The 26,725-nt window shown below is 38.2% G+C and carries 22 protein-coding genes; 2 read left to right on the top strand and 20 right to left on the bottom strand.

What is annotated here, in order from left to right; genetic code table 11:
• Nucleotides 1-102 precede the first annotated feature (102 nt).
• Nucleotides 103-1,386 carry a Y-family DNA polymerase gene (locus tag M3221_RS16745; protein ID WP_251272869.1) on the bottom strand — a complete coding sequence of 428 codons (1,284 nt, stop codon included), beginning with the start codon at nucleotides 1,384-1,386 and terminating at the stop codon, nucleotides 103-105.
• Nucleotides 1,370-1,741 carry a YolD-like family protein gene (locus M3221_RS16740; RefSeq protein ID WP_251272868.1) on the bottom strand — a complete coding sequence of 124 codons (372 nt, stop codon included), beginning with the start codon at nucleotides 1,739-1,741 and terminating at the stop codon, nucleotides 1,370-1,372. The genes M3221_RS16745 and M3221_RS16740 overlap by 17 nt, the downstream gene beginning before the upstream one ends.
• Nucleotides 1,742-2,144: 403 nt before the next feature.
• On the opposite strand from M3221_RS16740, the gene M3221_RS16735 reads away from it, so the two are divergent.
• Nucleotides 2,145-2,393, top strand: coding sequence for a LexA family protein (locus M3221_RS16735; protein WP_251272867.1), 249 nt, complete (start codon nucleotides 2,145-2,147; stop codon nucleotides 2,391-2,393).
• Between the two features lie 736 nt (nucleotides 2,394-3,129).
• Here M3221_RS16735 and M3221_RS16730 read toward each other — a convergent pair.
• From M3221_RS16730 to M3221_RS16645, 18 genes are all read right to left on the bottom strand, one after another.
• Complete coding sequence (locus M3221_RS16730) at nucleotides 3,130-4,434, bottom strand: CitMHS family transporter (protein WP_251272866.1); 1,305 nt, start codon at nucleotides 4,432-4,434, stop codon at nucleotides 3,130-3,132.
• 66 nt (nucleotides 4,435-4,500) lie between these two features.
• On the bottom strand, nucleotides 4,501-5,454 hold the full coding sequence (locus tag M3221_RS16725; RefSeq protein ID WP_251272865.1) for a hydroxymethylglutaryl-CoA lyase: 954 nt from the start codon (nucleotides 5,452-5,454) through the stop codon (nucleotides 4,501-4,503).
• 1 nt (nucleotide 5,455) lies between these two features.
• Nucleotides 5,456-6,661 carry a CaiB/BaiF CoA transferase family protein gene (locus M3221_RS16720; protein WP_251272864.1) on the bottom strand — a complete coding sequence of 402 codons (1,206 nt, stop codon included), beginning with the start codon at nucleotides 6,659-6,661 and terminating at the stop codon, nucleotides 5,456-5,458.
• A gap of 145 nt (nucleotides 6,662-6,806) precedes the next feature.
• The gene (locus tag M3221_RS16715; RefSeq protein ID WP_251272863.1) at nucleotides 6,807-7,511 is read right to left on the bottom strand and encodes a FadR/GntR family transcriptional regulator; all 705 of its coding nucleotides are present in this window, start codon (nucleotides 7,509-7,511) and stop codon (nucleotides 6,807-6,809) included.
• A 402-nt stretch (nucleotides 7,512-7,913) separates the two neighbouring features.
• Nucleotides 7,914-8,648, bottom strand: a complete 735-nt coding sequence (locus M3221_RS16710) for a restriction endonuclease (protein WP_251272862.1) — start codon at nucleotides 8,646-8,648, stop codon at nucleotides 7,914-7,916.
• Entirely contained in the window at nucleotides 8,606-8,932 is a 327-nt protein-coding gene (locus tag M3221_RS16705; RefSeq protein WP_251272861.1) for a hypothetical protein, read from the bottom strand. The genes M3221_RS16710 and M3221_RS16705 overlap by 43 nt, the downstream gene beginning before the upstream one ends.
• Before the next feature lie 119 nt (nucleotides 8,933-9,051).
• Nucleotides 9,052-9,675 (bottom strand): HutD/Ves family protein, encoded by a 624-nt coding sequence (locus M3221_RS16700; RefSeq protein ID WP_251272860.1) that lies wholly within the window; start codon nucleotides 9,673-9,675, stop codon nucleotides 9,052-9,054.
• A gap of 54 nt (nucleotides 9,676-9,729) precedes the next feature.
• Nucleotides 9,730-10,947, bottom strand: coding sequence for a M20 family metallo-hydrolase (locus M3221_RS16695; protein WP_251272859.1), 1,218 nt, complete (start codon nucleotides 10,945-10,947; stop codon nucleotides 9,730-9,732).
• A gap of 52 nt (nucleotides 10,948-10,999) precedes the next feature.
• A complete protein-coding gene (locus tag M3221_RS16690; RefSeq protein WP_251272858.1) occupies nucleotides 11,000-12,325 on the bottom strand; it encodes an amidohydrolase family protein in 1,326 nt (441 codons plus the stop codon).
• Between the two features lie 14 nt (nucleotides 12,326-12,339).
• Nucleotides 12,340-13,596 carry a Zn-dependent hydrolase gene (locus M3221_RS16685; protein WP_251272897.1) on the bottom strand — a complete coding sequence of 419 codons (1,257 nt, stop codon included), beginning with the start codon at nucleotides 13,594-13,596 and terminating at the stop codon, nucleotides 12,340-12,342.
• On the bottom strand, nucleotides 13,550-14,872 hold the full coding sequence (gene hutI / locus M3221_RS16680) for an imidazolonepropionase (protein ID WP_251272857.1): 1,323 nt from the start codon (nucleotides 14,870-14,872) through the stop codon (nucleotides 13,550-13,552). The genes M3221_RS16685 and hutI overlap by 47 nt, the downstream gene beginning before the upstream one ends.
• Nucleotides 14,873-14,886: 14 nt before the next feature.
• A complete protein-coding gene (gene hutU / locus M3221_RS16675; RefSeq protein WP_251272856.1) occupies nucleotides 14,887-16,548 on the bottom strand; it encodes a urocanate hydratase in 1,662 nt (553 codons plus the stop codon).
• A gap of 151 nt (nucleotides 16,549-16,699) precedes the next feature.
• Nucleotides 16,700-18,169, bottom strand: coding sequence for a response regulator transcription factor (locus tag M3221_RS16670; protein WP_251272855.1), 1,470 nt, complete (start codon nucleotides 18,167-18,169; stop codon nucleotides 16,700-16,702).
• Nucleotides 18,170-18,316: 147 nt separating this feature from the next.
• Nucleotides 18,317-19,855, bottom strand: a complete 1,539-nt coding sequence (locus M3221_RS16665; RefSeq protein WP_251272854.1) for an HAL/PAL/TAL family ammonia-lyase — start codon at nucleotides 19,853-19,855, stop codon at nucleotides 18,317-18,319.
• A 12-nt stretch (nucleotides 19,856-19,867) separates the two neighbouring features.
• Nucleotides 19,868-21,460, bottom strand: coding sequence for a BCCT family transporter (locus tag M3221_RS16660; protein WP_251272853.1), 1,593 nt, complete (start codon nucleotides 21,458-21,460; stop codon nucleotides 19,868-19,870).
• A 323-nt stretch (nucleotides 21,461-21,783) separates the two neighbouring features.
• Nucleotides 21,784-23,268 (bottom strand): helix-turn-helix domain-containing protein, encoded by a 1,485-nt coding sequence (locus M3221_RS16655; RefSeq protein WP_251272852.1) that lies wholly within the window; start codon nucleotides 23,266-23,268, stop codon nucleotides 21,784-21,786.
• Between the two features lie 256 nt (nucleotides 23,269-23,524).
• Nucleotides 23,525-23,872 (bottom strand): hypothetical protein, encoded by a 348-nt coding sequence (locus M3221_RS16650; protein ID WP_251272896.1) that lies wholly within the window; start codon nucleotides 23,870-23,872, stop codon nucleotides 23,525-23,527.
• A 57-nt stretch (nucleotides 23,873-23,929) separates the two neighbouring features.
• Nucleotides 23,930-25,057 (bottom strand): tyrosine-type recombinase/integrase, encoded by a 1,128-nt coding sequence (locus M3221_RS16645; protein ID WP_251272851.1) that lies wholly within the window; start codon nucleotides 25,055-25,057, stop codon nucleotides 23,930-23,932.
• A gap of 684 nt (nucleotides 25,058-25,741) precedes the next feature.
• On the opposite strand from M3221_RS16645, the gene M3221_RS16640 reads away from it, so the two are divergent.
• Complete coding sequence (locus M3221_RS16640; protein WP_251272850.1) at nucleotides 25,742-26,320, top strand: hypothetical protein; 579 nt, start codon at nucleotides 25,742-25,744, stop codon at nucleotides 26,318-26,320.
• The last annotated feature ends 405 nt before the right edge of the window (nucleotides 26,321-26,725 follow it).

Genomic DNA, 26,725 nt, shown 5'->3' with positions numbered 1-26,725 from the left:
GCCTTTTTGGAAAAAGGTTACGGAGGATTTCTATAGCAAATATAATTGTATGTAACGAACAAAAGAAGGTGCTAGCTAAAATGCTAGTACCCTTATGTAAAATTAGTAAGAAGTCCCTCTGTGCCCTCCAATATGACCGGCTCGTTGAAGATAAGTACCGCCTTTCATTAGGCTGTACGCATGAAAGATTGCTTTTTTACCAAAACGGTCACGTATTTGATCGATTGTTTCATCTAGAACATGACGTCTTTCATCCAGTTCAGGGGGCGTAAATAAATCTATTTGTTCATGTACTGCAGGCTGTAATCTACTGCACACTACATGAATCTGGCGTACCGGCTGTCCGTCCCAATACTTTTTAAACAGCCGAACAAAATGCTCACATAGTTCAGCTGTCTTATTTGTGCCTCTTGGAAGCAATATTTGATGCCGAAAGCCGCGGTCCTCAATATCGCGGCTGTAAGATATGCCAAGCGCAATCCCCGCTGCAGTATGCTGGCGCAGACGCATCGCAACATCCTCTGTCATTTCTTTTATAACGATGGTAACCTCATCTTCCTTATAATAATCCCTTAACAGAATCTGCCCTTTAGAATAGGATTTTTCACGAGGTCCTATCTTCTCGGATAGGATGCTATAATCAATTCCCCAAGCGTGGTAATACATTTGCTGTCCTAGCACGCCAAACTTTTGCTTTAGTTTCCACTTATCCGCGTGAGCAAGATCTTTTACCGATTCAATCCCTATATTGTAAAGAGCCCTGGCGTAGCCATGAGAAATTCCCCACATATCTGTGATAGGGTCAATCGCCCAAACCTTAGCTGGCACATCTTCATAGGACCAGTAAGAGATCCCATTAGGGGCGTTTTTCCCTTCGTTATCCAGTGACAGCTTAGCAAGCAGAGGATTGTCGCCAATCCCTATGGTGACAACCAGGCGCAGTTCCTGCCAAACCGTACGCTGAATGGTGCGGGCTATCGTGAATTTGTCGCCAAACAGCCTTTTTGAAGCCGTTACATCCAGAAACGCTTCATCTATGGAATAGGAATGGAGGTCTTCTTCTGCTACAAAGCGGCGGAAAATATCCAGGATCATCTTATTTACCTTTAGATAAAGCGCCATAGAGGGTTCGACAATAATTAAGCGCGGATCTTTCGGTATTTCATAATTCCGTGACCCTGTCTTAATACCGAATTCTTTTTTTACCCGTGGTGAGGCAGCCAGCACCACAGAACCGGCCCGTTCTTTATTGGCGATCACGATCACATAGGCATGCAGTGGATGCATCCTGCGGCGCACAGCCTCTACACTGGCAAAGAAGGATTTCACGTCAATGCAAAATACATCCCGGCGCGGCAGATGCTCATCCTCAATTGGTGTCACCATATTCATCGTCTCCCGCGGCAAATGAAATAGACACCATTTCATCTAATCGAAACTTGGAACTGTACCCTTTCAGCTTTATATATGGATACTGGCCGGGCAGCCGGCAAAATTCCGAGACAATCCCCTTTACCTGCAGCAGGTCATGATCACCGAAGGTATTCATCTTAAACATAACTTCTCTTTCAAGATGGAGTGAGCTTTGGATAATCCGGTCGAATTCCTCCAATTGCTGTTCATCAAATAAAATTTTCGTTTTTACCGGTTTGCTTTTGTCTCTTTCCATCATTTCAGCATGCTCGGCTAAGATGAGCCCCTGCCATTTCATCATTCCCCGATCGTTATACAATTTCTTCATCCAAGATAACTCCTTTCAAAGAGAATATATGTTCGTATATACTATATAATTCAGTATAAGAACAAATATTCCTGCTGACAATGAAAACTTTTTTTATTATGCCTCTTTTTAACGAAAATATGTTCGTTTTTTTATTGAATTATGAACATTTGTTCGGTATAATGAGATTGTGAAGAGGACGCTGTTAAAATGAATGGATTGTTTAACATATTGATGGAACAAAAAGAACCCATATCACTTATGTACATGGCCGATGATCATACAATCACGGATTGAAGTATCATTGTAAGGAAAATAGATGACATTCACATCCACGCTTACTGCTTGAAGAGACAACAAATGCGGAAATTTAAGCGGTCCAACATTTTAGCAGCAGGAAAAGCACAGCAAAGGAGAAAGGCTTATGCTTAAACAACTGTCTACACGCCAGGAAAAAATGCTTCAGTTTATAGATGACTATGTCAGTGCCAAAAACTATCCCCCGTCTATTCGTGAAATAGGTGACGCGGTTGAATTAAAGTCTTCTTCAACCGTAAAGGGCCATCTTGACCGTTTAAAGGCCTCTGGATACGTTACTTGGGAACAGGGAAAGCCGCGGACATTGAATGTGGTGAAAAGAAACGCCATAATCCCCATGAAATTAAATGCTTAATATACAAAAGGAGCAATAACAGCATGAAGACTGTTATTGCTCCTTCTTTTTTTAGACTTTTTAGATCCCCACAGTGAAATTGACAATCACTTATTCAGGAATTGATTCGATTAATTATAGAAAATAATTAAATAAGTGAGGAAGAGTGTTTATGGAAAGCGTCTGTCTTATTATGAATTTTTATATAAATATATATTAATATAAAAATTTATTTATATCAGTTTTAGACTTGAAAATCCTGACATAACAGGGTTTTCAAGCTTCTTCTTTATATAATCCATTGCCTTGAATGGATAGCCAAGCCAGTGATAAGTCGCCGCTATGTTACAAAGAAACTTGAGCACCTGAACATCTTCAAATTTCGTAACTCCATTGAGACACAAGTTATTGAACATAGAATAATGAACAGGATTTTGTTACAGAAAAAGCAATAAAAAAACGCCCTTTTGAGAACCGAACGGCTGTGTTCAGAAAAGGACGAGTTTCTGCACATAACAGGTGATTAACGAGACATAGATTTTGAGCAATGTTTTGAGACACAAAAATAATAGGATCTTAGCTAAAAGAAGCTGTTCATAAAAATATCCCAAAAACGATCGTTTTTGAAACGAGCAGACAAGCCGGACACTAAAAAACAGCTTTCAAATTTCTTGAAAGCTGCCTCTTGTCAAAAGAGTGTAAAATTTTCTAAAAAGGTGTGTGTTCTGCTTAGTTAACTTTATAAAACAGTATTCAATTAAATGGACAACGCACCTGTAATAATACCAACCACTATCATGACAAGAGCACTGCCAGCAGCGTATTTAGTAGAGAATTTAATATGATCACGGAAACTTACACCAACAAGTCCGATTAATACATAAACAGAGCCAACAAGCGGGCTTAACAAATGAAGAGGCTGTCCAAGAAGTGATGCTTGTGCAATTTCCAGCTTATCGATTCCAACTTGTGAAGCAGTTTCAGCCAGAATAGGAACAATACCAAAATAGTAAGGGTCATTTGCCATAAAGAAAGTGAATGGCATGCTCGTTAAACCCACAATTAATGGAAGCTGCGGAGCAAGGAAATCAGGAATCACTTTGACCATAGAGGTTGCCATGGCATCTACCATTCCAGTACCTTCTAATATACCGGCGAATGCTCCTCCAGCAAATATAAGTGAAACAACAGTCAAAACATTTCCTGCGTGTGCTTCTATTCTTGCTTTTTGATCGCTTAAATTTGGATAATTGACAATGGTCACGATAACGTATCCAAGCATGAATAAAGCAGGTAATGGAAGAACAGCTGTTAATAACCCTACAACCAATAAAATGGTGATAAACAAATTAAACCAAAATAGCTTAGGTCTTTTTAATGATTCAGCTGACACCGTCACAGTTGTTGCTGCCATTTCATCTTCTACCTCATGATCGACAGGAATCTTTTGAATGCCCAGTCTTTTTCTTTCTTTCAAGCCAAAGAAAACACCCAGACCTAATACATAAAGAGCCGCTGCGATAATGGAAGGAATCAGCGGAGCAAGAACTGTCATTGCTTCATAATTAAAAACAGACATAACACGTGCAGTCGGACCGCCCCAAGGAAGAACATTCATAATCCCCATCGACATTGCAGGTAAACAAGCGAGGATCAGTTTATTCATGCCTAAACGTTCATAGAGGGGTAAAAATGCTGTGACAACAATTAGATACGTAATCGTTCCATCTCCATCTAAACCGACCAGCAAAGAAAGAATAGCCGTTCCAACCGTTATTTTTAGAGGGTCACCTTTTGAAATTTTAACCACTTTGTTAACTAATGGATCAAACATTCCTGCATCAATCAACGTTCCAAAATACAATATAGCGAAAGTCACCATGATGGCAGTTGAAGCTACCGTTTCAGCTCCACTTATAATCATGTCGCCTACATCTGTGAAACCTGCAAAAAGAGCAAATACAGCTGGAATTAATATAAGCGCATGCAGAGCGTTCATTTTATTACTCATAATTAAATACATAAAAACTACGATCATTAAAAACCCTAAAAATGTTAGCATTTGCTTCACTCCTTTTTAGATAGCGCTTTCATTGAGTGGATAAGAAAAGGCTCTCTAAACCTTTTCTTATCCCAGTTTTTCTTGTCCTGCTGGTTTACAGTGGAGCTGTGAATTTGGACCAGCTTTCAACAGAAAGCTTCCTCCGTCATGTCCAATTGTTTTCTTTACCTCTTTTGCCGCCTCAAGCAATTTATCTAAATCAATTCTCGTCTCAATACCCATTTCATGAAAGGCATGAACGAGATCTTCAGAGGCAATATTGCCTGCCGCATTTGGTGCATATGGGCAGCCTCCAAGACCTGCTGCTGAACTATCAAAAATGGTAACACCCTGCTGGAGTGCTGCTACTGCATTCGCAAATGCCATCCCCCTTGTATTATGAAGATGCATAGAAAATATGAATTCTGGAAACTCCTGTTTCATTACACCTAAAACATCGTAAATAAGTTTCGGATCGCCTGTACCGCTTGTATCCGCTAAAGAAATCTCAGTTACCCCCATTTTGCGGTAGTCTTCAAGGATTGACAACAATCGTTCCACAGGCACTTTTCCTTCAAAAGGACATCCGAAAGCAACTGAGATTGATCCGCTGATTTCAACATTGCTTTTATGGGCCAAATCAACAATTGGAAGAAGTTTTGCCTGCGCGTCTTTTACCGTGGCATTAGAATTTGCCAAGCTGTGAGAATCCGTCGCAGAAAGTAACAATTTCAGTTTTTTCACACCCGCACCAATGGCTCGTTCTGCTCCCCTCACATTCGGAATTAAGGCACGAAATTTTACATCTGTTAAATCTTGAACGCTCTTTACAACCTCTTCTGCATCCTTCAGCTGTGGAATGGCTTTTGGATGAACAAACGAAGTAACTTCAATATGCTTAATCCCTGTATCAACAAAACGATGAATAAGGCGAATCTTTTCTTCCGTTGGAATCCATTTACGTTCCATTTGAAACCCATCTCGCGGGCACACTTCCCAAATTGTCGCTTTTTTAGGAAGCATCAATGTATTTTCTATCATGTTAGATGACTCCTTTTTCATATAATTGTTCAATTTGTTCTTCCGTTAACCCAATTTCATTTCTAAGAATTTCTTCGTTATGTTCACCAAGATCAGGCGCGCGGTGTCTAATTTTGCCCGGAGTAGCAGAAAACTTTGGCACGATGCCAGGCACTTTTACAGATCCAAGACGGGGATGTTCCACTTCTAAAATGTTTTCCCGCGCTTTGTACTGTGGATTATTGAAAATATCTTCAATACTTAGAATTGGGGAAACTGGCACGCCGTCAGTATCCATTTTTTCAAGAAGCTCATCATTATTAAGACTCCCGATAAACTCTTTCACAATCTTTTGCAAATCTTCATCATTTTGCATCCGTTCCATATTTGTTTTATAACGTGGATCATCAATTAAATCTGCTCTTCCCATCGATTCTGCCAACCTAGTCCATGTTTTTTCTGTACTGCAGACAAGAACCACCCATTTGCCATCTTTGGTCTGATACGTACCTGCCGGACTCGAATGCCCTGCTAACATCGGGCTTCTTTCTCTTACTTTCCCCAATTGATCATGCTCAGCAATGAGGAACTCCATCATTCGGAACATCGCTTCGTATAACCCTAATTCAACGACTTGTCCTTCTGCATTATTTTTATCCCTATGGTAGAGAGCGCTTACAGTACCAAAAGCCACAAAAATTCCCGAAACATAATCCAACAACGAAAAAGCGGGGCTTACAGGAGGCCTGTCTGAAAACCCCTGTAAATAGGTATAACCTGAAAAAGCAGTACACGGAGTTCCAAAACCTGCTTTCTCTGCATAAGGACCTGTCTGACCATATCCAGATTGTCTTGTTAAAACGATATTAGGGTTTACTTCTTTCAGGACTTCGTATCCCAGACCCCATTTTTCCAATGTACCTGGACGAAAATTTTCGATAACTGCATCTGCTGTTCTGACTAGTTCTTTAAAAATTTCTTTTCCTTCTTCTGTACGAATATCAAGTGTTAAAGAACGTTTGTTTCTTGAAAGGCCGGGCCATCTTAACGATTCTTCACCTTTCCAAGGCCCGAGTCCTCTTGTAGCATCTCCTTTGCCAGGGAGCTCAACCTTTATCACTTCAGCTCCCAGATCTCCAAGCAGGCAGGCAGCAAAAGGTGCAGCAATAACGCTGGAGACATCAATAATTTTCAAGCCTGTTAACGGCCCAAAGTTTTTTTGTGCCATATTTATCCCTCCGTCTAAATTGGTCTTATGGTTTGCTGGTCAGACCGGTTTGGTTAATTGCAATTATGCACCACTTTTTTGAAAGCGTCAACATATTTTTCAAAATTAAAACCCTATCTTTAAACGATAGGGTCAAAGAAATAGATTACTGATTGTTTAAAATGCTCTCTCGTAATCGTTTTAAATGTGCAGCCATTGCTTCTGATGCTTCTTTTGGTTTCCGTCTTTTCACTGCATCAAAAATAGCCCTGTGTTCTGCAGTTGAACGTTCAAGCCTGTCAGGTGATAACAATGTTTTCAGCCGTATCTGCTGAAGCATATTTAAATTTGTTTCAAGTGTAGTTACAAGCACGAAATTATGAGTGGCTTCTGCCAGCGCTAAATGAAACATGCTGTCCCGTACCAGCTTTTCATCAATATCTTTTCGTTCTGCTTCTACTTTCAACAATGCTTTTTCCATTTTTAATATATCTTCTTCAGTAGCTCGCTCACAAGCCAGCGCGGCAATGTTAGGCTCAATCATTTCACGGACTTCTAAAAAATAAATAATGGATGTTGTTTTCATGAGATCTACAGGATCAAAGCTGTATTCCATTACAAGACGCTGGTCGACATTTTGTACATAACGCCCACCGCCTGGTTTTGCAATCACAACTCCTTCAGCTTCTAATACGCGAAGGGCTTCTCTTAAGGAAGTTCTACTGCATCCAAGCATAGAAGAAAGATCCCGCTCGCCAGGCAGCCTCTCACCGGGAAGTATCTTTCCTTCTTGAATCAGTTCTCTAATTTGCTCCACAATTTGTTCATATACTCTTGCGTATTTAATATTAGTAAATAAGTTATTTTCCACAGTACACCACCCTTCATTCCACAGCAGCAATCAATTCATATTTAAAATCACTATACCATACTTTTGAGAAAGAATTGTCATTGCTTACATGTTGAATCACTGAAAATACAGATTCTGCAATTTTCATTACTGTGTGAAGACGGATTTGACAAAAAATCCTTCTTGTAAATCGGTTCAAGACAATTTAAGGCTAAATCAGTGCTTGTTTAGAAATTCTATTCGTCAAAAAAATGAAGCAGCTACATTAGATTGGGCTGCTCCATTCCAGTAAGGTGTTTAGCGTTCAAAATGAATTTCGCGTAAAAGTGTGCTTTAACGCATAATCACTTTGTAAAAATGAAGTAAGTCACCTTATGTGCATGTGAAAAAGGATGAGTACCATGATGTGCTCACCCCTTTTTATTAGGCTTTATCATTTTCACCAACGGTTGGAGTTATGGCTTTTGGAGACATAACTTTTTCTAGTTTCTTATTTTTATGTCTTACTATAAAGTTAATCAGCTGGTCCCGATCAATCAGTCTTACCTGAATCTTTTCAGCAAAGTTACAGGCGTTTTTGGTAAACGAGTTATTTGTTACCACCCATGCTTCATTCGTTTTATAAAACCCTTTTGCCCCACTCGCTTCCTGGACTGCCTTAACACCCACAGTGCTGCTATAACGCTTCGCTTGAACAGCGATGGTTCTGTTCCCTTTAGTGAGCAGCAAATCTGCTCCATAATCGCCAGAAGCAGGTGTGAATTTGACCATGTATCCCATTTCTTCAAACAGTGCCCCTAAATATTGCTCGAAATCCAACCCATTCATTGCATCGATTTCTTCAATATCCTTTTCCAAGACCTCGTTCCTCTTCGTTTCATGGCTCTTTGAACGTAAAAGCGCATAAATAAAGATTGCATAGAAGCAAATCGCCACAATAATTTCCCAGTAAGGCAGAATAACAAAATAAAATAGCAATAGTAAAGCTGCAGCTTGCATGAAACGCTTATTAAACAGCAAATCAATCCCTTGTACAGACCTCTTTTTTGCCATAGCTGCACACCTCGAATTGTTTTTGCCGTTTATTTCCAACAATGAGGTGAATTCAATTCGCGTCATCTGCTTTTTCTTTTGGCCAGGCTTATGTGTTGAACCCAATTCTCCATCTCTTCTGGATTGACTTCAACACACTTCACTTTTCGTGCAATCCGGGATGAATGGTATTTTTCAGCTCCACACATCAATTCTTCACCGTTTTGGTTATTGCTAGAATCAACAGTAGCTTCTAATGCATTTTCTACAACTTCCTTATGCGAAAAGTGAAAGGAGGAAAAGGAGTTAATATATTGATCATCTTCAACTACTTCAGGTGTAGCTTCTTTTGTTTCTTTTCCAGTTTTATCACCGGATTTATTTGCATTGTAAGGAAGCTGTTGAAACATTAAAAGCATCAAATGAAATTGGTACAGAAGCTAGCCGTGCTCAAATTATCGAGACATTATTACAGAACGCTCGCTCAGGAGATGCAAATATCAACAGAATTACTTAACAGAGCCTGACATTAAATAAATATTTCACCTTTAATTATTGTCAATTTTTCATTGCTGTTATTATAAAAATCAATATACAATCTTTCTTTTATTTGTCTATTTATTAGCAATAAATCTCCTTCCTGCAGGGTTAATAATTTTGTTTTGGAAACTTTGATTACAACTTCCCTTTGCAAACAATAAATAAAGTCTGTTACTGTATTAAAAGAAGATTTATTTTCAGCATAAAAAATCCTGTGTGTACCCGCTTCAAGCGTAATGCTTTCTACCTCCGCTTCACAATTATTTTTTAACATTATATTAAAATCCTTTACTTTCCCTTTACTCCGAGTGATCCATTCCCCAGCATAAGCATCCTGCTCAAAAGTTTTTAAAAATTTATTATAATGTCCATCATGCTCCAAATACATTTCACCATCTGTTATCAAGGTGATTCTATGCACACCTGGCAAAGAAGTAAATAAGGATTCTTCTTGGTCAATTGTTGCAACACTTAGTCTCCACGAGAAATTTTGTTTATAATAATCTGCGTTTTCAGGAAAAATTGCTAATTCAGTTGTTGTCCCCCCGGCCCATGTTTTTACAGAAGTATCTTCTCTTTTTATGATTCTAAATGAGCAAGATATAATTATCACCCTCTATTAACTGATCAACCTTTAACTTAATTAATTGATAACTATGTATTTTTATTATTCCGAAGCATTTAAAACCATCTCCAACAAAAATTCTGCTCCTAGAAATACATCCTCCCAGTGCACATTTTCTTCTGGACAGTGACTCAATCCGTTAATACTTGGTATAAAAAACAAAGCTGAATCTGTAATAGTTGTCATTACTTGAGCGTCATGACAAGCTCCGCTTGAAAGGACTTTATATGGATAGTTTTTCTTTTCGCAAATCTCTTTTCCTAAATCAAGAAGTCTACTTGAAAAAAAAGCAGGTAATTCATTCTCAACCTCTTCCAAGAAGTAAGAGAATTCCCCCGAAATATTGCTAATAGTATTGCTAATGACCTCTATTCCCCGATTTAACTTATCTGAAGATATGTCTCGTATATCAATAAAGAATTCAACGTTACCAGGCACAGTATTAATGCTATTAGGGAAAACATTTAATTTTCCTACAGTGGCAACAAAATGACCGCCCATTTTTAAAGATATCTGCTGAATTTCTGTAATGAGTTTTGAAGCCTCTACGAGAGCATCTTTTCTTTGTGTCATTTTTATTGCTCCAGCATGATCCGGTCTTCCGAATATTGTGCATTTCAATACTACCTGGCCAGCTGCAGAATTCACTAAACCTATTCTTTTATGCTCTTTTTCTAGTTCAATTCCTTGTTCAATATGAATTTCAAGAAAATGCTTGTATTTATTTTCAAACGCTCTAGCTTCATAAACTTTATCAGGGTTTAGATCCATCTCTTGAACTGCTTGATAAAATGAAATCCCGTTATTGTCTTCTATTTGCAATTCCTCTTGAGAGAAACTTCCACAAATAGCTCTGCTCCCTGTTAAACCATTGTTAAATCTAGATCCTTCTTCATTCGCAAATATTATTACTTCTAAGGGATAATTCACATTTAATTTATTTTCAATAATCGTTTGCGCTACTTCTAATGCGCTAATAACACCCAAAGCTCCATCAAACATTCCACCGTTTGGTACAGTATCGATATGGGAACCCATAGCGATAACTGGACTATTTGTAGGGTTCCCATAACTTCCAATAATGTTCCCGGCGTTGTCACATGTGATTTTAAGGCCCATTTCTCTCATGTAACCTTTAACAAGGCCTCTGGCTAATTTGTCTTCCTTGGTAAATGCTAACCTCGTCCATCCATCTGTGGCATTCCCGCCAATTTGCGCTAACTCAAGTAATCTTTCTCTTAAACGATCTTTATTAATCATTCTTTAAACTCAGCCCTTTTCTTTATTAGAACAATAATGCAGAAAGAAGGAATTAGTTGGTTACGCTTTTCCACTTTTCCATTAAGCTGTCAACCCGAGTTACGATACTTTTCTCGGGGATAGTTGTTATCTTTCGGTTTTCTACAATCAGCTTTCCATCTACAATTACGTCTACAATGGCATTGGGCTGAAGGGAATACACCACATTTGCAAACAATTCTGATTTAGGTGAAAGGGAAAGGTCATTTAAATCTAGCGTCACAAAGTCTGCTTTCATTCCTTCTCGAATTTCTCCAGTAGGAAGCTGCAGTAACTCAGAACCTATTTTTGTACCCATATCATACACCTGCTTGGCATTTATGCATGTACCGTCCAAACGAGTTACTTTTTGGAGAAGTGAGCACATTCTCATTTCTTCAAAAATACTGATTCGGTTATTACTGCATGCCCCATCTGATCCTAATGAAACACGTACGCCTGCTTGAAGCAAATCAGGAATACGAGTAACACCATCTGATAAAAACATATTACTTGATGGACAATAAGCTAAAGAAGCTTTCTTACGTCCCAATAGTTCGATTTCGCTGTCGTCCAGCCAAACAAGATGGATAGCAATCATGCTTTCATCAACTACGCCCAGTGAATCTAAATAGTGAACAGGTCGCAGTCCATACTTTTCAAGTGTTTCATCCACTTCAAATGTTTCTTCGGCTACATGAATGTGGAATGGTGTACCTAATTCTTTTGCTAAGCGATGGCCAGCTTGAATCATTTCTGGTGATGCTGCATGCGGACTGTGCGGTGCAGGCTGAATGGATACCATAGGATCTCCCTGATATTTAATCGCTAATTGCCTTGTTCTACTTACTGCCTCACTGACAGTCTCACGGTAGCTGGCAGGAGCGCCTTCCCAGTCATACATTGTACGCGCAAACACGAGGCGAATTCCTAAATCCTTAGCAGCCTGAATAACAGCTTCATCTGTAGCTATTCCACCATTATGAACATAAAAGAAGTCACTTACTGTTGTTACTCCATACTTTAACATTTCCCCAAATGCAAATAATGCTCCTGTGTAAATAGCTTCCTCATCCAAGAATGGTGTATAACGATAAAGCGCCTGGTCACGCCACTCTAAAAAAGGGCGGTCAACGGCGATCCCTCTTAATAAGCTTTGAAAAGAATGATTATGGGCATTAACTGTACCCGGTAAAAGGGCTTTTCCTTTCCAGTCAACGGTTTGGATCCCTTTATATTTTTCCAGTAATTTGTATTTTGATCCTATTTCTTTAATAACTCCATCCATTACATAGATGCCCTGGTCTTTTTTAAACTGATTATTTACATACATACAATCAGCAGTATATAAAACACTCATGTTCTTATCCCCTTTTATACATCAAGTTTTTGATCCAGTGAAAGAATCGTATGCAATAAAACATTTGCGACTTTTTCTATATCTTCTAATCTGCTTTCTTCTTCCGGACAGTGACTTTTACCATCTAAACTCGGAACAAACAACATCCCACTTTTGGTTAGCGATGCCATGTGAGTAGCATCGTGCCCTGCCATACTTCCAAGCGAATAAGAGGGATAGTTTAGCGACTCCGCACAGTCTTGAATAGTTTTAACTACCAATTCATTCATAGGTGCAGGGGTTTGATCTAAAATGACTTTTCGCTTTATTTGGACGGGTCGGCTTTCTCTAATTTTTATTAAATCCGTATCAAATTTCTTTAACACCTCATATATCTCAGAAGACGATTTTCCTCTAATTTCTAATATCATTTCGATTTTCTCCGGTATTATGTTCGGTGCATTAGGAGAAACATCAACTTTTCCAATTGTTCCAACTACTTCATTAGAGGGATGTGCACTGCTGACGCGTTCTAAGGATAAAATAATTTCTGAAGCTGCTGTTAATGCATCTTTCCTATCTTCCATGAGTGTCGTACCAGCATGATTTGCTTCTCCATATACTGATATTTTTTCTCGGTAAATTCCTGTAATAGCAGTTACCACACCAACTGGAATAGAACGGTTTAATAGTCTTTTCCCTTGTTCAATATGCACTTCTAAAAATGCGCTTAATTCAGCTGGATTACGTACTGCTTTTTCAAAATTCTCCGGATCACCACCCGCACTTCTTAGGGCATCAACTAGCCTTGTTCCTTCAGAGTCAGTTACATTTGTTATATCGCTTTTTTTTAACTTCCCGCTGATTGCTCGGCTGCCAAAAGTAGACAACCCAAAAGGATTTGGCTCTTCTGCGCTAAAAGAAACTAATTCTAATGGATGCCGTGTTGAAATATGACTTTCTTCTAACACTCTCATTACTTCAAGTGCGATGAGAACTCCCAACGCTCCATCATATTTCCCTCCATTGGGAACGGTATCAATATGTGATCCGAAAGAAATACTGGGAAGAGTTGCTTCCTGACCTGGGCGCTTGGCCCATATGTTTGCTGCTTGATCTATTCTTATTGCCAGCTTTAACTTATGAAGACGTTCTTTAAGCCATTCTCTTGCTTCTAATTCAGAAGGAGTAAAGGTGGTCCTATCAAGGCCACCTTTAGCATTCTTCCCGAATTTTCCGAGTTCTTCAATGTCTGTTTTCAGCCGAGCTATATTGATGCAAAGATTCTTCACTTTCAACAATAGCACCACCTTTTACGACTACTTTTCCATTTTTAAATACTGTGTCAACAAGATTAACGGCATAATTGTACTGGAGTGTTTGATAATTAGGAGCATCAAACAAGACAAAGTCTGCTTTCTTGTCCACTTCAATACTTCCAATTTCGCTCGCTCTATTAATGGCATGCGCAGCATTAATTGTACAAGCTGTTAATACTTCTTCCGGCGTCATTTTCATGGTGAGACATGCTAAATTCATAATAAACGGCAATGACTCGGTAGGTGATGAGCCTGGATTACGATCCGTTGAAAGAGCGACAGGAACACCCAATTCAATCATTTTTCTAGCATTAGCTGGTTCCGCCATAAGGAAGAATGCTGTCCCAGGCAATAAGACCGCTATAACACCCTGCTCTGCCATTTGCTTAATCCCATTTTCTGATGCCCTTAATAAATGATCTGCAGAAATAGCCCCTATCTTTGCCGCTAACTCAGCACCGCCAAATTGAACAATCTCATCCGCATGGATTTTTGGAATTAAGCCCCACTTTTTTCCCTCCTGAAGGATGTATTCAGACTGTTCAATCGTAAATACGCCTTCTTCACAGAATACATCACAAAATTCTGCTAATTTTTCCTGTGCAACTTGTGGCAGCATTTCCTCTACTACAAGTTTTACAAATTCCTCAGGACTTTCCTTATATTCAGCCGGCACTGCATGAGCTCCCATAAAAGTGGAAATAAGATCAATAGGATGCTGCTTATTTAATTTCTTTGCAACTCTAAGTTGTTTTAATTCGTCTTCTACTGTTAATCCATATCCGCTTTTTGCTTCAATCGTTGTTACACCATACTGTAGAAAACGATTTAACCGTTTAAGTGTTTCCTCAATCAAATGTTCTTCAGAAGCTTTTCTTGTATCAGTGGTGGTACTTAAAATACCACCACCAGCTTTTAGAATATCTATATATTTTGCACCCTTTAAGCGCATTTCTAATTCTTTTTCACGGCTTCCTGCGAAAACAATATGTGTGTGAGGATCAATCAATCCTGGGGTTAAGATTTTTCCTTCAGCATTGATAACAGTTACTGGTTCGCTTAAAGTATTTACATATTTTTCAGCTTCTCTATCAGAGCCGACAAAACGAATTTGATTTCCTTCTACTATTACACTGCCATTTTCAATTACACCGATTTCAGACATTTCCTGTCCTGTTTTTGGCTTCTGGCTGCCTCCACTGACTGTAATAACTTGGGAAGCTCTTTTGATATATAAAATTTCCGTCATTTTATCTCAACCTTTTACTTTAGAGTTGGAATATTCATGCCTTTTTCTTTCGCAGTTTGAATTGCTAAATCATAACCTGCATCCACATGGCGAACGACACCCATACCAGGGTCGGTTGTTAAAACCCGCTCAAGGCGCTGAGCCGCCTCCTCCGTACCATCAGCGACAACAACCATTCCTGCATGAAGTGAATAGCCCATTCCTACACCACCGCCATGGTGAACAGATACCCAGCTTGCGCCAGCAGCTGTATTCACTAATGCATTTAGTATAGGCCAGTCTCCTACTGCATCACTGCCATCTTTCATGGCTTCTGTTTCACGATTTGGTGAAGCAACAGAACCAGCATCTAAATGATCCCGTCCAATAACAATTGGAGCTGAGAGTTCACCAGAAGCTACCATTTCATTAATGATTTTTCCAAAACGTGCGCGTTCTCCATAGCCTAACCAGCAAATACGAGCTGGAAGGCCTTGAAACTCAATTTTTTCTCTCGCCATCTTTATCCAATTGCACAAGTGTTCATTATAAGCAAACTCTCTTAAAATCACTTCGTCGGTCTTATATATATCTTCTGGATCACCTGAGAGGGCTACCCAGCGAAACGGCCCTTTTCCTTCGCAAAATTGTGGGCGGATGTAGGCTGGAACAAATCCCGGAAAATTAAAAGCATTTTCTACCCCTTCATCAAAGGCAACCTGTCGAATATTATTTCCATAATCAAATGCAACCGCACCTTGTTTTTGCATCTGTAGCATTGATTGAACATGTACGGCCATGCTTTTTTTTGATTGTTTTACATACTCTTCTGGATCTTCTGTGCGGAGTTTTTCGCCTTCTGACATAGACATTCCGATAGGAAGATACCCATTTAATGGATCGTGAGCAGATGTTTGGTCTGTCACAATGTCGGGAATAAAGCCTCGTTTAATCATGTCAGGAAGCACTTCAGCTGCATTGCCAAGCAGTCCAATCGAAAGAGCTTTACCTGCTTGTTTTGCTTCTTCTGCTAACGCAATCGCTTCATCCAACGTTTCAGAAAGTACATCGCAGTACCGGGTTTCAATGCGTTTTTCGATCCGGCTTCGATCTACATCAATTCCGATCACAACACCACCTGCCATGGTTACTGCTAAAGGCTGTGCGCCTCCCATGCCGCCAAGTCCAGCTGTTACGGTAATTGTACCTTCTAGTGTCCCATTGAAGTGCTGCTTCGCACATTCTGCAAATGTCTCATAAGTGCCTTGTACAATTCCTTGGCTGCCAATATAAATCCAGCTTCCAGCTGTCATTTGGCCATACATCATTAGTCCTTTTTTATCAAGTTCATGGAATGTGTCCCAATTTGCCCACGCAGGCACAATGTTAGAGTTGGCTAATAGTACGCGTGGTGCTGCTTCGTGAGTTTTAAAGATGGCTACCGGTTTCCCTGATTGAATCAGCAATGTTTCATTTTTTTCTAACTCTTTTAATGATGCTACGATTTGATCAAAAGATTCCCAGTTTCTTGCGGCTTTTCCTATTCCCCCATATACAACTAACTTTTCTGGATGTTCGGCAACTTCTGGATCTAAGTTGTTCATTAGCATTCTAAGAACCGCTTCTTGTTCCCAACCTTTCGTATTAAGTGTTGTTCCTCGATAACGTACTACTTTTTCTTCTGCTGTGGTTTTCATGTAACTTTCCCTCCTATGTTTTGTATGTAGTAATTTTATTACACTTCACTTAATATTCAGATTATAATATAATGATCTTTTTATAATTTATTGCATAATTTTTCTGTTTTTTTGCCTATTTTATAATTTATCTCACTTTTCTGATTTCTCATTATAATTTTTGTCGATAAACTAACGGGGTACAGCCTTCTAGCAATTTGAATTTAGAATTAAAATAAGTTTGGTGAGAATAACCTGTTAATCGTGCAATTTCTTCCAAGGGTAAATCTGTTTCTTGTAATAGTTTTTTAGCCTCTCCTATACGCATCTGATGTAACGTATCACGAAACGATTGGCTAGATTCAGTTGCAAAACGACGGCTGAGAGTACTTTTATTAACACGAAGTGCATTAGCACATGCTGTTAAATTCCACTGAGCATCCCAATAGTTACTCTCAATCAACTCTCTTGCTTTTTCAACAAGGGAGCGTGGCTCTTCATTTAAATGTGTATTGTTTTGTTGGAGTAACCGGGTCGTGAATACCAGCAATTCCTGAACAATTTGATAAATGACAGGATTCTGTACAATGTACTGAAAAACCTTGTGATAGATTGCTTCCCAGGATGTGCTCTGAAGATCATATGATTTTATGTAGCGGCGAATCTGTGCCAGCACGCTCGTCAGCCGAATTCGAATGATTTCTGGATCTGGATAAGGGGGCTGAAAGGTTAGGAATTCATTTTCTATCCAACTTCGGATTGCATTTATGTCTCTTTTTTCAAGCATTTCAATCCATTGACGCTGTTCCAAAGGAGTAAGGAAAGGATCTATTTCTCTATAGTAAACTTCTTCTTCTTCCGCTAAAATAATGTCATATCCTTCAAAAAAAATTCTCCTTGTTAATTGACGTGTTTGCTCATATATATCCTTTAATGAGTGACCTGCCGGTGCAATCTTAATAACAATTGCAAGCGGCTCATCAATATGTTCTTTCCAGCGCGTCAGAAATGTCTGGTACTCTTCTTTAATTAGAGCTTCTTCCTTAGTTTCCTGAACACATAAAATAAAATCAGAAAAAACAAGTATACGTTTGTTCCCCGTAAATGAGTGACGTTGCAATGCATCGTGCACTAAATAAAGTGTTTCTGAAGAAGGCGTTAAAAATGCGATCATTGATATTGAATTTGTATGCCTTTTATCTTTTAAAAAAAGATCTGGGTAATCAATATCGAATACCTCGGCTTCTCTAGTTATACTATTTGAATAAGAAAGCTTTTTATTTCTCATTTGATAGCGTAACTGTTGAATAAGTTTAATTAAATCTGTTGGTAGAAAAGGACGAAATAAAACATCTTCTGCACGAAAACGAAGCGCGCTATACGCGGTTTGAAATATTCTTTCTGACGAAATACCTATCCACTTAATTCCAAGTCTTTTTCTAATTGAGTTGAATTTTTCATTTTCATGCTGCCACCCATCCATATCTAAGATGACGAGGTCTGGCTGCTGTTTTTGTACACCCTCCTCAAATGTTTCTATCGTGTCCCATATATGCAATTGAATTCCCGTAAAATGTGACTCTAGTACCCATCTAATCCCGTTGGCTTCTAGTTGATTTTTTGCCACTAAATGTATTTCCACTTTATTTCCTCTTTCTTGTGACTTTTTCATAACATCTAATTTATTCGAATACTTTTAAAAAAGTAAATCCTAACTCACTTGATTAATTAAGTTAGGATTTTTGGAAGTAACATTTTATTTTGTAATAGTATGGCTCTTAAATGTATATCATTGGAGCTTTCCTATTACATTCTCTATACATTTTATAATTTCACCAGAATGTATAAATTCTTTTAGCGCTTCTATATGAGGATGTAGATACATATCATCTTCCATGTTCGGTACAAATTGAGAAATAAAATTTAAAACAGCACTTGAGGCAGAACCGGGCAACAAGTCACTTTCTATAAATTGATGGGCGGAATAAACAGACAGCAACTCAATCGCTAAAACATACTCAAGTTTTTTAGCTATTTCTCGTGCCTTTTTGGCTGCGTTATATCCCATCGCTACATAATCTTCCTGATCAGCGGAGGTCGGAATAGCGTCTACTGTTGCAGGATGAGACAATATTTTCATCTCGTTTAAAAGGCCAGCCTGTGTGTATTGAGGGATCATCAAGCCAGAATTTATCCCTCCTTTTTGAATAAGAAAGGATGGATATTCAGAAAGTTGACCATTGATAAGACGATTATTTCTTCGCTCTGACATTTTGCCAATTGCGGTTGCAGCAATACACATAGAATCTAATTCAATTCCAACATATGATGAATCACAATTACACCCTGAAAGTGCCCCAGCGTTTTCTTCATCCGGCCAAAGAATTGGATTATCTGTACAAGCATTAATCTCTACTTCAAAGGTCTTTAAAGCATCTTTTAGTGTTTTTTTTGCGGCTCCGTGCAGTTGGGGAATTGCACGGAGAGATAATGCATCTTGTAAACGATAATTTATAAATTTCTTTGCAATCATCGAGTCATCTAATATTCTTCTCACATTACTTGCTGTATCTCTTTGTTCTTGATGCGGACGAACACTCATTAAGCGGTCATCAAAAGCATGGGTGGTCCCCTTCAGTACTTCTACGGTCATTGCGCCAATTATATCTGCTGCTGTTGCGGCCTTTAGCATATCAAATAATGCCAAGGCTCCAATGCCTGTTGGAGTTGTTGTTCCACTAATAAGTGCCAGTCCTTCTTTAGCAGAAAGAACAATAGGTGCTAGTCCGGCTTTTTCTAAAGCCTTTCTTGCTGGCATAAGTTGTCCATTTATATATGCTTTTCCTTCACCAATCAATACAAGAGCCATATGAGCTTCCGGGCTTAAATAGCCGACTGACCCTTCACCTGGAGCCCAGGGAATTAAACCAAGATTTAAAAATTGACGATACATCTCCAGCGTTTCAAGCTGGACTCCTGAATATCCTTGTCCCAGATTTTGCAATATCATAAGCATGGTGGCACGTACGTCTTCTTCTGCTAACGGTTCTCCTACTGAGGTAGCATGAGATAAAAGAATGTTCTTTTGTAATTGAGCCGTTTCTTCTGAAGATATTATTTCTTTGGAAAGAGCACCAAAGCCAGTATTAACCCCATACATTACTCTGCCTTCTTCTATCCATTTTCCAACAAGTTGTTGGGATTTTTCCACTCGTTTACAGTAATCCTCAGAAAATTCGACATAAGCGCCAAAACGGACTACCTCTATAAATTCTTCAAGAGTTATAGTATTACCAAGGGTTACTTTTTTCGTGTGATTCATCAGCATTTATTTTCTCCTTTATTCGCCCTCTTCTATTTTATCGATAAAGAACATCTTGATAGCAGAAATAACCTGTAGCACAAAAACAAACAGAACAGCCGATCCGCCTAGTGCTGCCAGATATTTAACACCTTCAACACCTTGTTCTCCGCCAGCGAATGCAACCATAACGAATGCAATAATTCCAATAGAAAGTGCCCAAATCAATTTTTTCCAACTTGCAGGCTCTTCATCATGGCTAATATTTGAAGTGCATAATACTGAAATTGTACGAACCATCGAGTCAGCAGCAGTTGAAAATGAAAGAATTAATGTCAACATTACAATTGGAATAATAATTATTCCTAAAGGTAGATTGCCTAAGAATGTCCATAATCCTGCTACGGCTCCACTATTTGTAATGGTGTCTGCTAGATCAACAATATTGTTTTGTTGCCAATGTAGGGCTGTTCCTCCCCAAACACCGAACCAGATGATACTGAATACAGAAGGCATAATCCAGTTAACAATCATAAACTGACGAAGTGTACGTCCATAAGAAATGACAGCTAGAAAAACACCCATTAATGGTGCATAAGCAATCCAAATGGCCCAATCATATAACGTCCACCACATTACTAGCGCTTCTCCGCCTATATCAATTGGATCGAGACCCCATTGCCAGAAGTTTTGCAACCAGTAACCTAGACCTGCCGTGGATGTACGTAAAATATATAAGGTTGGTCCGATCACTATTAGTAGAGCAAGAAGAACATAAAAAACTTTTGCATTAGCATCTGCCATTATACGAATCCCTTTATCTAGTCCTTTTAAAGAGGAAACAGTAAAGACGACCGTAATTAGAATGGTCAATGCCAGCCAGACAAGGGGGCCTTGTTGAATTCCGTAAGTTGCTTCAATTCCTGATCCGACAAGTGCAAGTCCAGCTCCTAAAGAAGATGCCAATCCAAGAGCAATTGCCAATACAGATAAAACATCGATTATGTTTGCCCAAACGCCTTTTGTTATTCTATCTCCAAACAATGGAGTTAGCGTTGCGGTTACAGACAGTGATTTTTTGCGATTAAAATACATATAAGCAACAACTAAACCGCTCAATGAATACATAGCGTAAGGGATAAATGACCAGTTGTAAAAAGAGCGGCCCATCGCGAAAATTGCTGCAAGAGGTGTCCCTGGCTCAACTCCTGTTTGTTCCATTTCTCCATAAATATTGTTAAAATAAATAATCGGTTCATTTACTCCATAAGTGATTACACCCGTTGCAATTCCGCCAGTCAATGCCATTGCGAACCATGTTCCAAATGAATATTTTGCTTCGGCTTTCTGACCGCCTAAACGTATATTTCCTAACTTTGAGAACGTAACAATGGCTACAATTATTAACGCTACAATAGATATAATTTGATAAAGCCATCCAAGTCCCCTTAATGATCCTACAAATCCATTCATAGAAATTTCAGTTAACAATTGATTATTAACTATTCCAAGAGCTGCACCGCCCCCTACAACAAGAAAAGCCGGCCAGAATACACCTTTCCGTGTTTTCTGCTTCATATCTGTCAGTGTTTGTGTTTCTGTAGAATTCTCCTTTTTTGTAGCTAATGACATCAGTACCCCTCCCCTTTGTATATTAAAAAACGATAAAGAAAAGTGATTCATAAAATCAGAACAATTCATAATAATCCGAATATAAGATGCTGGATTTTAACATCAAGCATCTTTGAATCAAATTATTGTTTTTCTGCTTTTGTACTTTTCTTTAATTAAGGAAAAGTATATAATATTCATTTTTTTTAAAATAGACATATTCTTTTCAGAAATTACTAAATATTTTTGAATTTTGTGATATTTTCTTACATAAAAAAACGAAATATTTATCTTTTCTTTAGGTTTCTATACTTTTTTTAGCTTTCTAAAGATATTTCAATTGTTTAATCCTGCTTCTTCCATCGGTATTCGCGAGGGGGCATTCCAGTGGATTCTTTGAATATGCGTGAAAAATAATTTGGATTATGAAAACCTACTTGATGTGAAATTTCTTTAATTGATAATTCTGTAGCAGTTAGCAGTCTCTTTGCCTCTTTTATTCTTGTATTCGTCACCAATTGACTAAAAGGTATTCCATATTTTTTCATTAATAAATGACTGTAATACGCTGGATTTCTCTTAACAACCTTGGCGACTTTTTCAAGGGTTAAATCGTGATCCGAATAATAAGATTCAACATAGCTGACTCCCTTTTCAATAATATCTTTTTTTGCTAATTGTTCTGACTGTATCGCCCGATCGATCAATTCGTATAGAAACAGCAGCATTTCCTGTACAATTCTGTATAATACTCGGTTATATAAGATATCAGTAAAAATTTCTTTATAATAGTTTTCTGTTTCCCTTTGATCTAATTGATTCGTTTTCATAAATCTTCTAATTTGGGCCAGAATGCTTGTTAATCTCGTTCGTAACTTCTCCGGATTAGGAAAGGGTGTTTCAACATCTAAAAACTCATTATGCATCCATTCTTTAAGTTTTTGTTTATCAAATTGCTCTAACATTTCAATCCATTCCTGCTGCTCCTTTGGAGATAAAAAAGGATCTATTTCCTGCCAGTGTTCATAGTTAGGTTTAGGCAGAATGATTTGACGGTAACCAATAAAAAATGTTACTTCTAATAGTTTTTTTGCAGTTTGATACATATCATGTACGGTTTTATTGTTTGTATCGTTATATACAATAACTGCCGCCATTGGCTCAATATTTTCAACTTCCCATTCTCGTAATATTTTTGATGCTTCTTCTTTAACATGCTGAAGTGGAGACTGAAAAAGACAGACAACCCCGTCTATTAGCGGCAAAATAATCGGTTGTCTTCTAAAAGAATAGTACTCTAGAAATCTAATGAGTTCTGGCAATTTCTGAATGTCTTCTGTTTGAAGCAGCATCAATCCAATATTTATGGCAGGCTGCTCTTCTTGTAAAAATAAAGAATGATAAGAATAACTCTCATTAGCGTGAGTGAGAGGCTTAGTAATAGTCCTTTGGTTACGGGCAAATGAAAGAGCTGTTTGTAAGCAATGTTTAATTTTCAGAGGATCTAGCGGCTTTACTAACAATTCTATACTTCGCCATTCAATCGCTTGTTTAGCCCTTTCAAAGGTTGCTTCTGCTGTAACAGCTATCACATTTGGGTTAAAACGATTTATGTATTTTCCAATCGTTGGTCGGTCTTCATTCCGAATCATATCTAACTCTATATATAAAATATCAGGTATTTCTTTTTCTAATAAATTAATTGTTTCCCGCAAATTATTTGCAGTGAATACTGTATTTATCGGAAGGGAATAGACAGAAATAAGCCACTCGATCGCCGTTTTCTCATTATTATCACGTTCTACTATTAATAACTTCAAGTTATTCACCAGCCTCGTTCTATAAATTGATTTTCATCTGAAATTTAAAAGGTTTCTACTGTCCTCTTTATTTTGATGAATAAAAATTATGTTTTAAATATTATTGAAAAACCTATTCTTATCCCCTTTTTTGTTTGGAGATGATAATTGTTTCTTCTATTATATATACCTTCCTAGTGCATCGTCTTCCATTGATGAACAACGTGCTATTCCCGCTCCATAATCTTCTGCAAATAGATCATCGTTGTCTGGATTAAGTTGAAGTCTATCTGCGATCGAATCTAGCGTACATTCTTGCTGATGATGAAGGTGAAAACTTGATTTTGTATTTTCCTGCAAGCTCTTTCTTTGCTTTCTCCATCAATTTCATCCCCTGCTTATTATGTTCATCCTCAAGCGCAATTCCATTTGGAGCTAAATTATCAGTGTCCCAATCAATCCAGCTTCCATAGTTAACCATCCATTGAGACAGCTCTTCTTTTAACTCAACTGAAAGCGATATTTCATCTAAATCCAGATTACAGCCACAACGACTGCACCAGATAGGATCGCCACCCATGTCACCTTCAATTTTTAACTCGTCCGTACTATTTTGTTTGCAGCAGCATTCCATCACCTTTTACCACCCTTTTACTTAAATATGATTGCTGTTTTTGCCGAGTTTCTTCTATTATATATACCTTCCCAGCGCATCATCTTTCCATTGATGAACGACATGCTGTTCCCGCTCCATGATCTTCTGTAAATAGATCATCGTTGTTTCGATTTTTTCATGGCCTAAAGCACGCATGATGGCATACACATCACTGTTGTTCATATAGCTGATAATCGCAAAGCTGTGTCTGAACTCGTGTGGCGTAATTCTCTTTTTTCGTGCCTGGATTGATAAGATCGGCACCTTCTCGATTTCATCTCCCAACATCGTCGCAAAGTAAGACGGGCGGAACGCTTTCCACCGGCTGTTCGGAAACAGCGGTTCATCACTATTGCTTGGGAAGTCTGCCGGCAGAAGCCGAATTTTCCGGTATAGCACAATGCTGTCCATTACCTTATCACGAAGCGGAATATCCCGCTGTTTATTCCCCTTCCCGATCACATGCAGATAAAAGCCACCCAGGATGGGGTCAAACCGGACATCCGACACTTTTAACCGGCACAGCTCATCATTCCGCATGCCGGTTCCCACCAGCACATGAATCAAAGTAAACATAATAGGATTACTGTCCCTATAATAATCCAGCAGCTGAATCACTTCCCTCGGTCCTAGGTCGCGGTTTGGCCGATCATCCTTCCGGACGGTTGCCGGACGCAATCCTTGGTGAATTGGCTGCTTGAGATAGCGATTCTCGTGCAAAAAACGAAAGAAACTCTTAAGGATGGTCGTTTTACGCGCAAGAGTCGCCGGTGAATAAGGACCTTTTGTTTTTACATATGGGCTTTCCTCGGCAAGCCAGGTCTGATAACGCCGCAGATGTCTTGGTGCCAGGCTCTTGAATAACGATCCCTCTTCAATTTGCTTTATATCGAGACCGATTTCATGCGGAAACTGCAACAAATTTTGTATCAGTTGGGACAGCTCCCTCTCATACTCTTTTATGGTCCGGTCTGACCGCTCCGCGTCTTTATTCAAATTGATACTGCGATACAGGTAGTAATGAAGCACGTCTCTATCGTTAAAATAAAAAAACGGATCTTCCTTTTCTTTTTCTGCCTGTTCGATTCGTTCTAACAGCTGGCCAGCTGCTTCCACTTTATTAGCCGGAAAAAGCGGCTGGTTATTTTTCGTCAGTTCAAACATGTTACTTCCCCTCCCTGCCCTCATTTTATGTATTTCTTCTTTTTAGTCTTTTCTAAACTCTGCAGTGTCTTTTAACGTACTTATTTACATTTTCATTTAAATCAATACTATTCAATAATATATATATATAAATATTATTTTAGAAATTTAAATTTTATTTTTAATATCTTATCTTTTATTTAATTATATCATTTTTAATTATATCATTTTTTTATTTTTGCTATCTTAGTGAAAAAAATAGTCTCTTTGTTTTAATTATTATAATTAATTAAATTTATATATGATAAATATTTAATTTAAAATAATTAAATTGTATGTAATTAACTAAAATGATAAAATTATATTAATTATTAAAATGTAGTATAAAAAATATATAATTAATTTTTAAAATAAGAAAATATAAAAATCAATATATACATGTCACAAAATAAAAAGAATAAAACAAGAAGCGAACTAAAAGACGGAGTGGACTCTTTCTTGGATGATCCATTATAAGGAAGAGGAAAAGGATGAAGCAGCCTCTAGTCGTCAAATTGATCTCTTCGGAGAGCCGCAGGCTGTTTGCGTATTTTTCCTAAAGGATGTGTTCGTGAATTGATTTGAGAAGAAACAACACTTAATGATCAAGGAAGTTTTACTGGAAATGATCAGTGATGTGGATTACCGCATGTTGTTTGCTTATTAATGAAAGATAATGAAAATATAAAAGAGGAGCGGTTTACCACGATTAAAATTGAAGATCGTACAGCTTTTGAAGATAATCAATTGGATTTTTGGGAATGCGAGTGTAAAGAGGAACCTGCGTATATGTATAATGTGGACGGTGAATACAGGAAAACACTCGTTGAATTTTGGAATCACTACAATCAGTTCCCCTTAAAAGTGGTTCATACACGTGTGTGGAACATGGATGACAACCAGGATTACGACAAGGTGTACAAACTTAGAATTGACGTTATTCAGTCTATACAAGAATTGAACCAGATGATGGATGAGGTTGGGTGGAAGCTGGTGGATGAGACCTTTTTTATTACCAATTCATCGAAACCTATACAGTTAAAAACGTATCCCGTTGTGTGGTCAAGAAAGTTAATGGGAGAAAAACCTTTGTTTGAGCTAGGTCCGGGAGACACCCTCACAGAGGTCATTTTACATGGAAATTCTTTTCTAATTGGCACACAGGATCACAGCCTGTCTACCAAGAAACAGGTTGAGGAAATGATCCTTCAAGGAAAAGAAAAAAACAGCCAGGCGGGGACCTGACTGCAGAAATGGTTTCGTTGTAGGAGTTGGAATTTTAAGTAGTAAGTACGAAACAATAACAGTATGAACCCATGAAGAAGGTATTATGCAATCCCAAAAAAATAAAAAAAGCCGAAGAAACAGCGCTCTTCGGACAAATGATGAGATGTGTTTTTTATCTACCCGGAAAAAAGAAAGCCAAACCTAAGTGTAAACTTAAGCTGATATAAAATGATGAATCGATTGTAAGGAGGGATATAGAGAGTCGGTAAGAAAGCTGTATGCAGTGATGTATCATGCTGCTAAAGCGGTTGGATATAAACGGGTAAGCACATTTATCATAGCGGAAGAATTTCTAATTTTCATTTAGCTAACAGGATCAATGCCATGTTAATCATCAGTATATCCATACTGTTGATTAACATT

Source organism: Domibacillus indicus (assembly GCF_023715895.1).
Lineage (GTDB): Bacteria > Bacillota > Bacilli > Bacillales > Domibacillaceae > Domibacillus > Domibacillus indicus_A.
This window is presented reverse-complemented; position numbering and strand designations above follow the sequence as displayed.

What these genes read in the sequence shown, in the direction of transcription:
- M3221_RS16745 (WP_251272869.1), bottom strand. Translation starts at nt 1,386, where the DNA reads ATGGTGACACCAATTGAGGATGAGCATCTGCCGCGCCGGGATGTATTT.
- M3221_RS16740 (WP_251272868.1), bottom strand. Translation starts at nt 1,741, where the DNA reads ATGAAGAAATTGTATAACGATCGGGGAATGATGAAATGGCAGGGGCTC.
- M3221_RS16735 (WP_251272867.1), top strand. Translation starts at nt 2,145, where the DNA reads ATGCTTAAACAACTGTCTACACGCCAGGAAAAAATGCTTCAGTTTATA.
- M3221_RS16730 (WP_251272866.1), bottom strand. Translation starts at nt 4,434, where the DNA reads ATGCTAACATTTTTAGGGTTTTTAATGATCGTAGTTTTTATGTATTTA.
- M3221_RS16725 (WP_251272865.1), bottom strand. Translation starts at nt 5,454, where the DNA reads ATGATAGAAAATACATTGATGCTTCCTAAAAAAGCGACAATTTGGGAA.
- M3221_RS16720 (WP_251272864.1), bottom strand. Translation starts at nt 6,661, where the DNA reads ATGGCACAAAAAAACTTTGGGCCGTTAACAGGCTTGAAAATTATTGAT.
- M3221_RS16705 (WP_251272861.1), bottom strand. Translation starts at nt 8,932, where the DNA reads ATGTTTCAACAGCTTCCTTACAATGCAAATAAATCCGGTGATAAAACT.
- M3221_RS16695 (WP_251272859.1), bottom strand. Translation starts at nt 10,947, where the DNA reads ATGATTAATAAAGATCGTTTAAGAGAAAGATTACTTGAGTTAGCGCAA.
- M3221_RS16690 (WP_251272858.1), bottom strand. Translation starts at nt 12,325, where the DNA reads ATGAGTGTTTTATATACTGCTGATTGTATGTATGTAAATAATCAGTTT.
- hutI (WP_251272857.1), bottom strand. Translation starts at nt 14,872, where the DNA reads ATGACGGAAATTTTATATATCAAAAGAGCTTCCCAAGTTATTACAGTC.
- hutU (WP_251272856.1), bottom strand. Translation starts at nt 16,548, where the DNA reads ATGAAAACCACAGCAGAAGAAAAAGTAGTACGTTATCGAGGAACAACA.
- M3221_RS16665 (WP_251272854.1), bottom strand. Translation starts at nt 19,855, where the DNA reads ATGCTGATGAATCACACGAAAAAAGTAACCCTTGGTAATACTATAACT.
- M3221_RS16660 (WP_251272853.1), bottom strand. Translation starts at nt 21,460, where the DNA reads ATGTCATTAGCTACAAAAAAGGAGAATTCTACAGAAACACAAACACTG.
- M3221_RS16650 (WP_251272896.1), bottom strand. Translation starts at nt 23,872, where the DNA reads ATGGAATGCTGCTGCAAACAAAATAGTACGGACGAGTTAAAAATTGAA.
- M3221_RS16645 (WP_251272851.1), bottom strand. Translation starts at nt 25,057, where the DNA reads ATGTTTGAACTGACGAAAAATAACCAGCCGCTTTTTCCGGCTAATAAA.
- M3221_RS16640 (WP_251272850.1), top strand. Translation starts at nt 25,742, where the DNA reads ATGAAAGATAATGAAAATATAAAAGAGGAGCGGTTTACCACGATTAAA.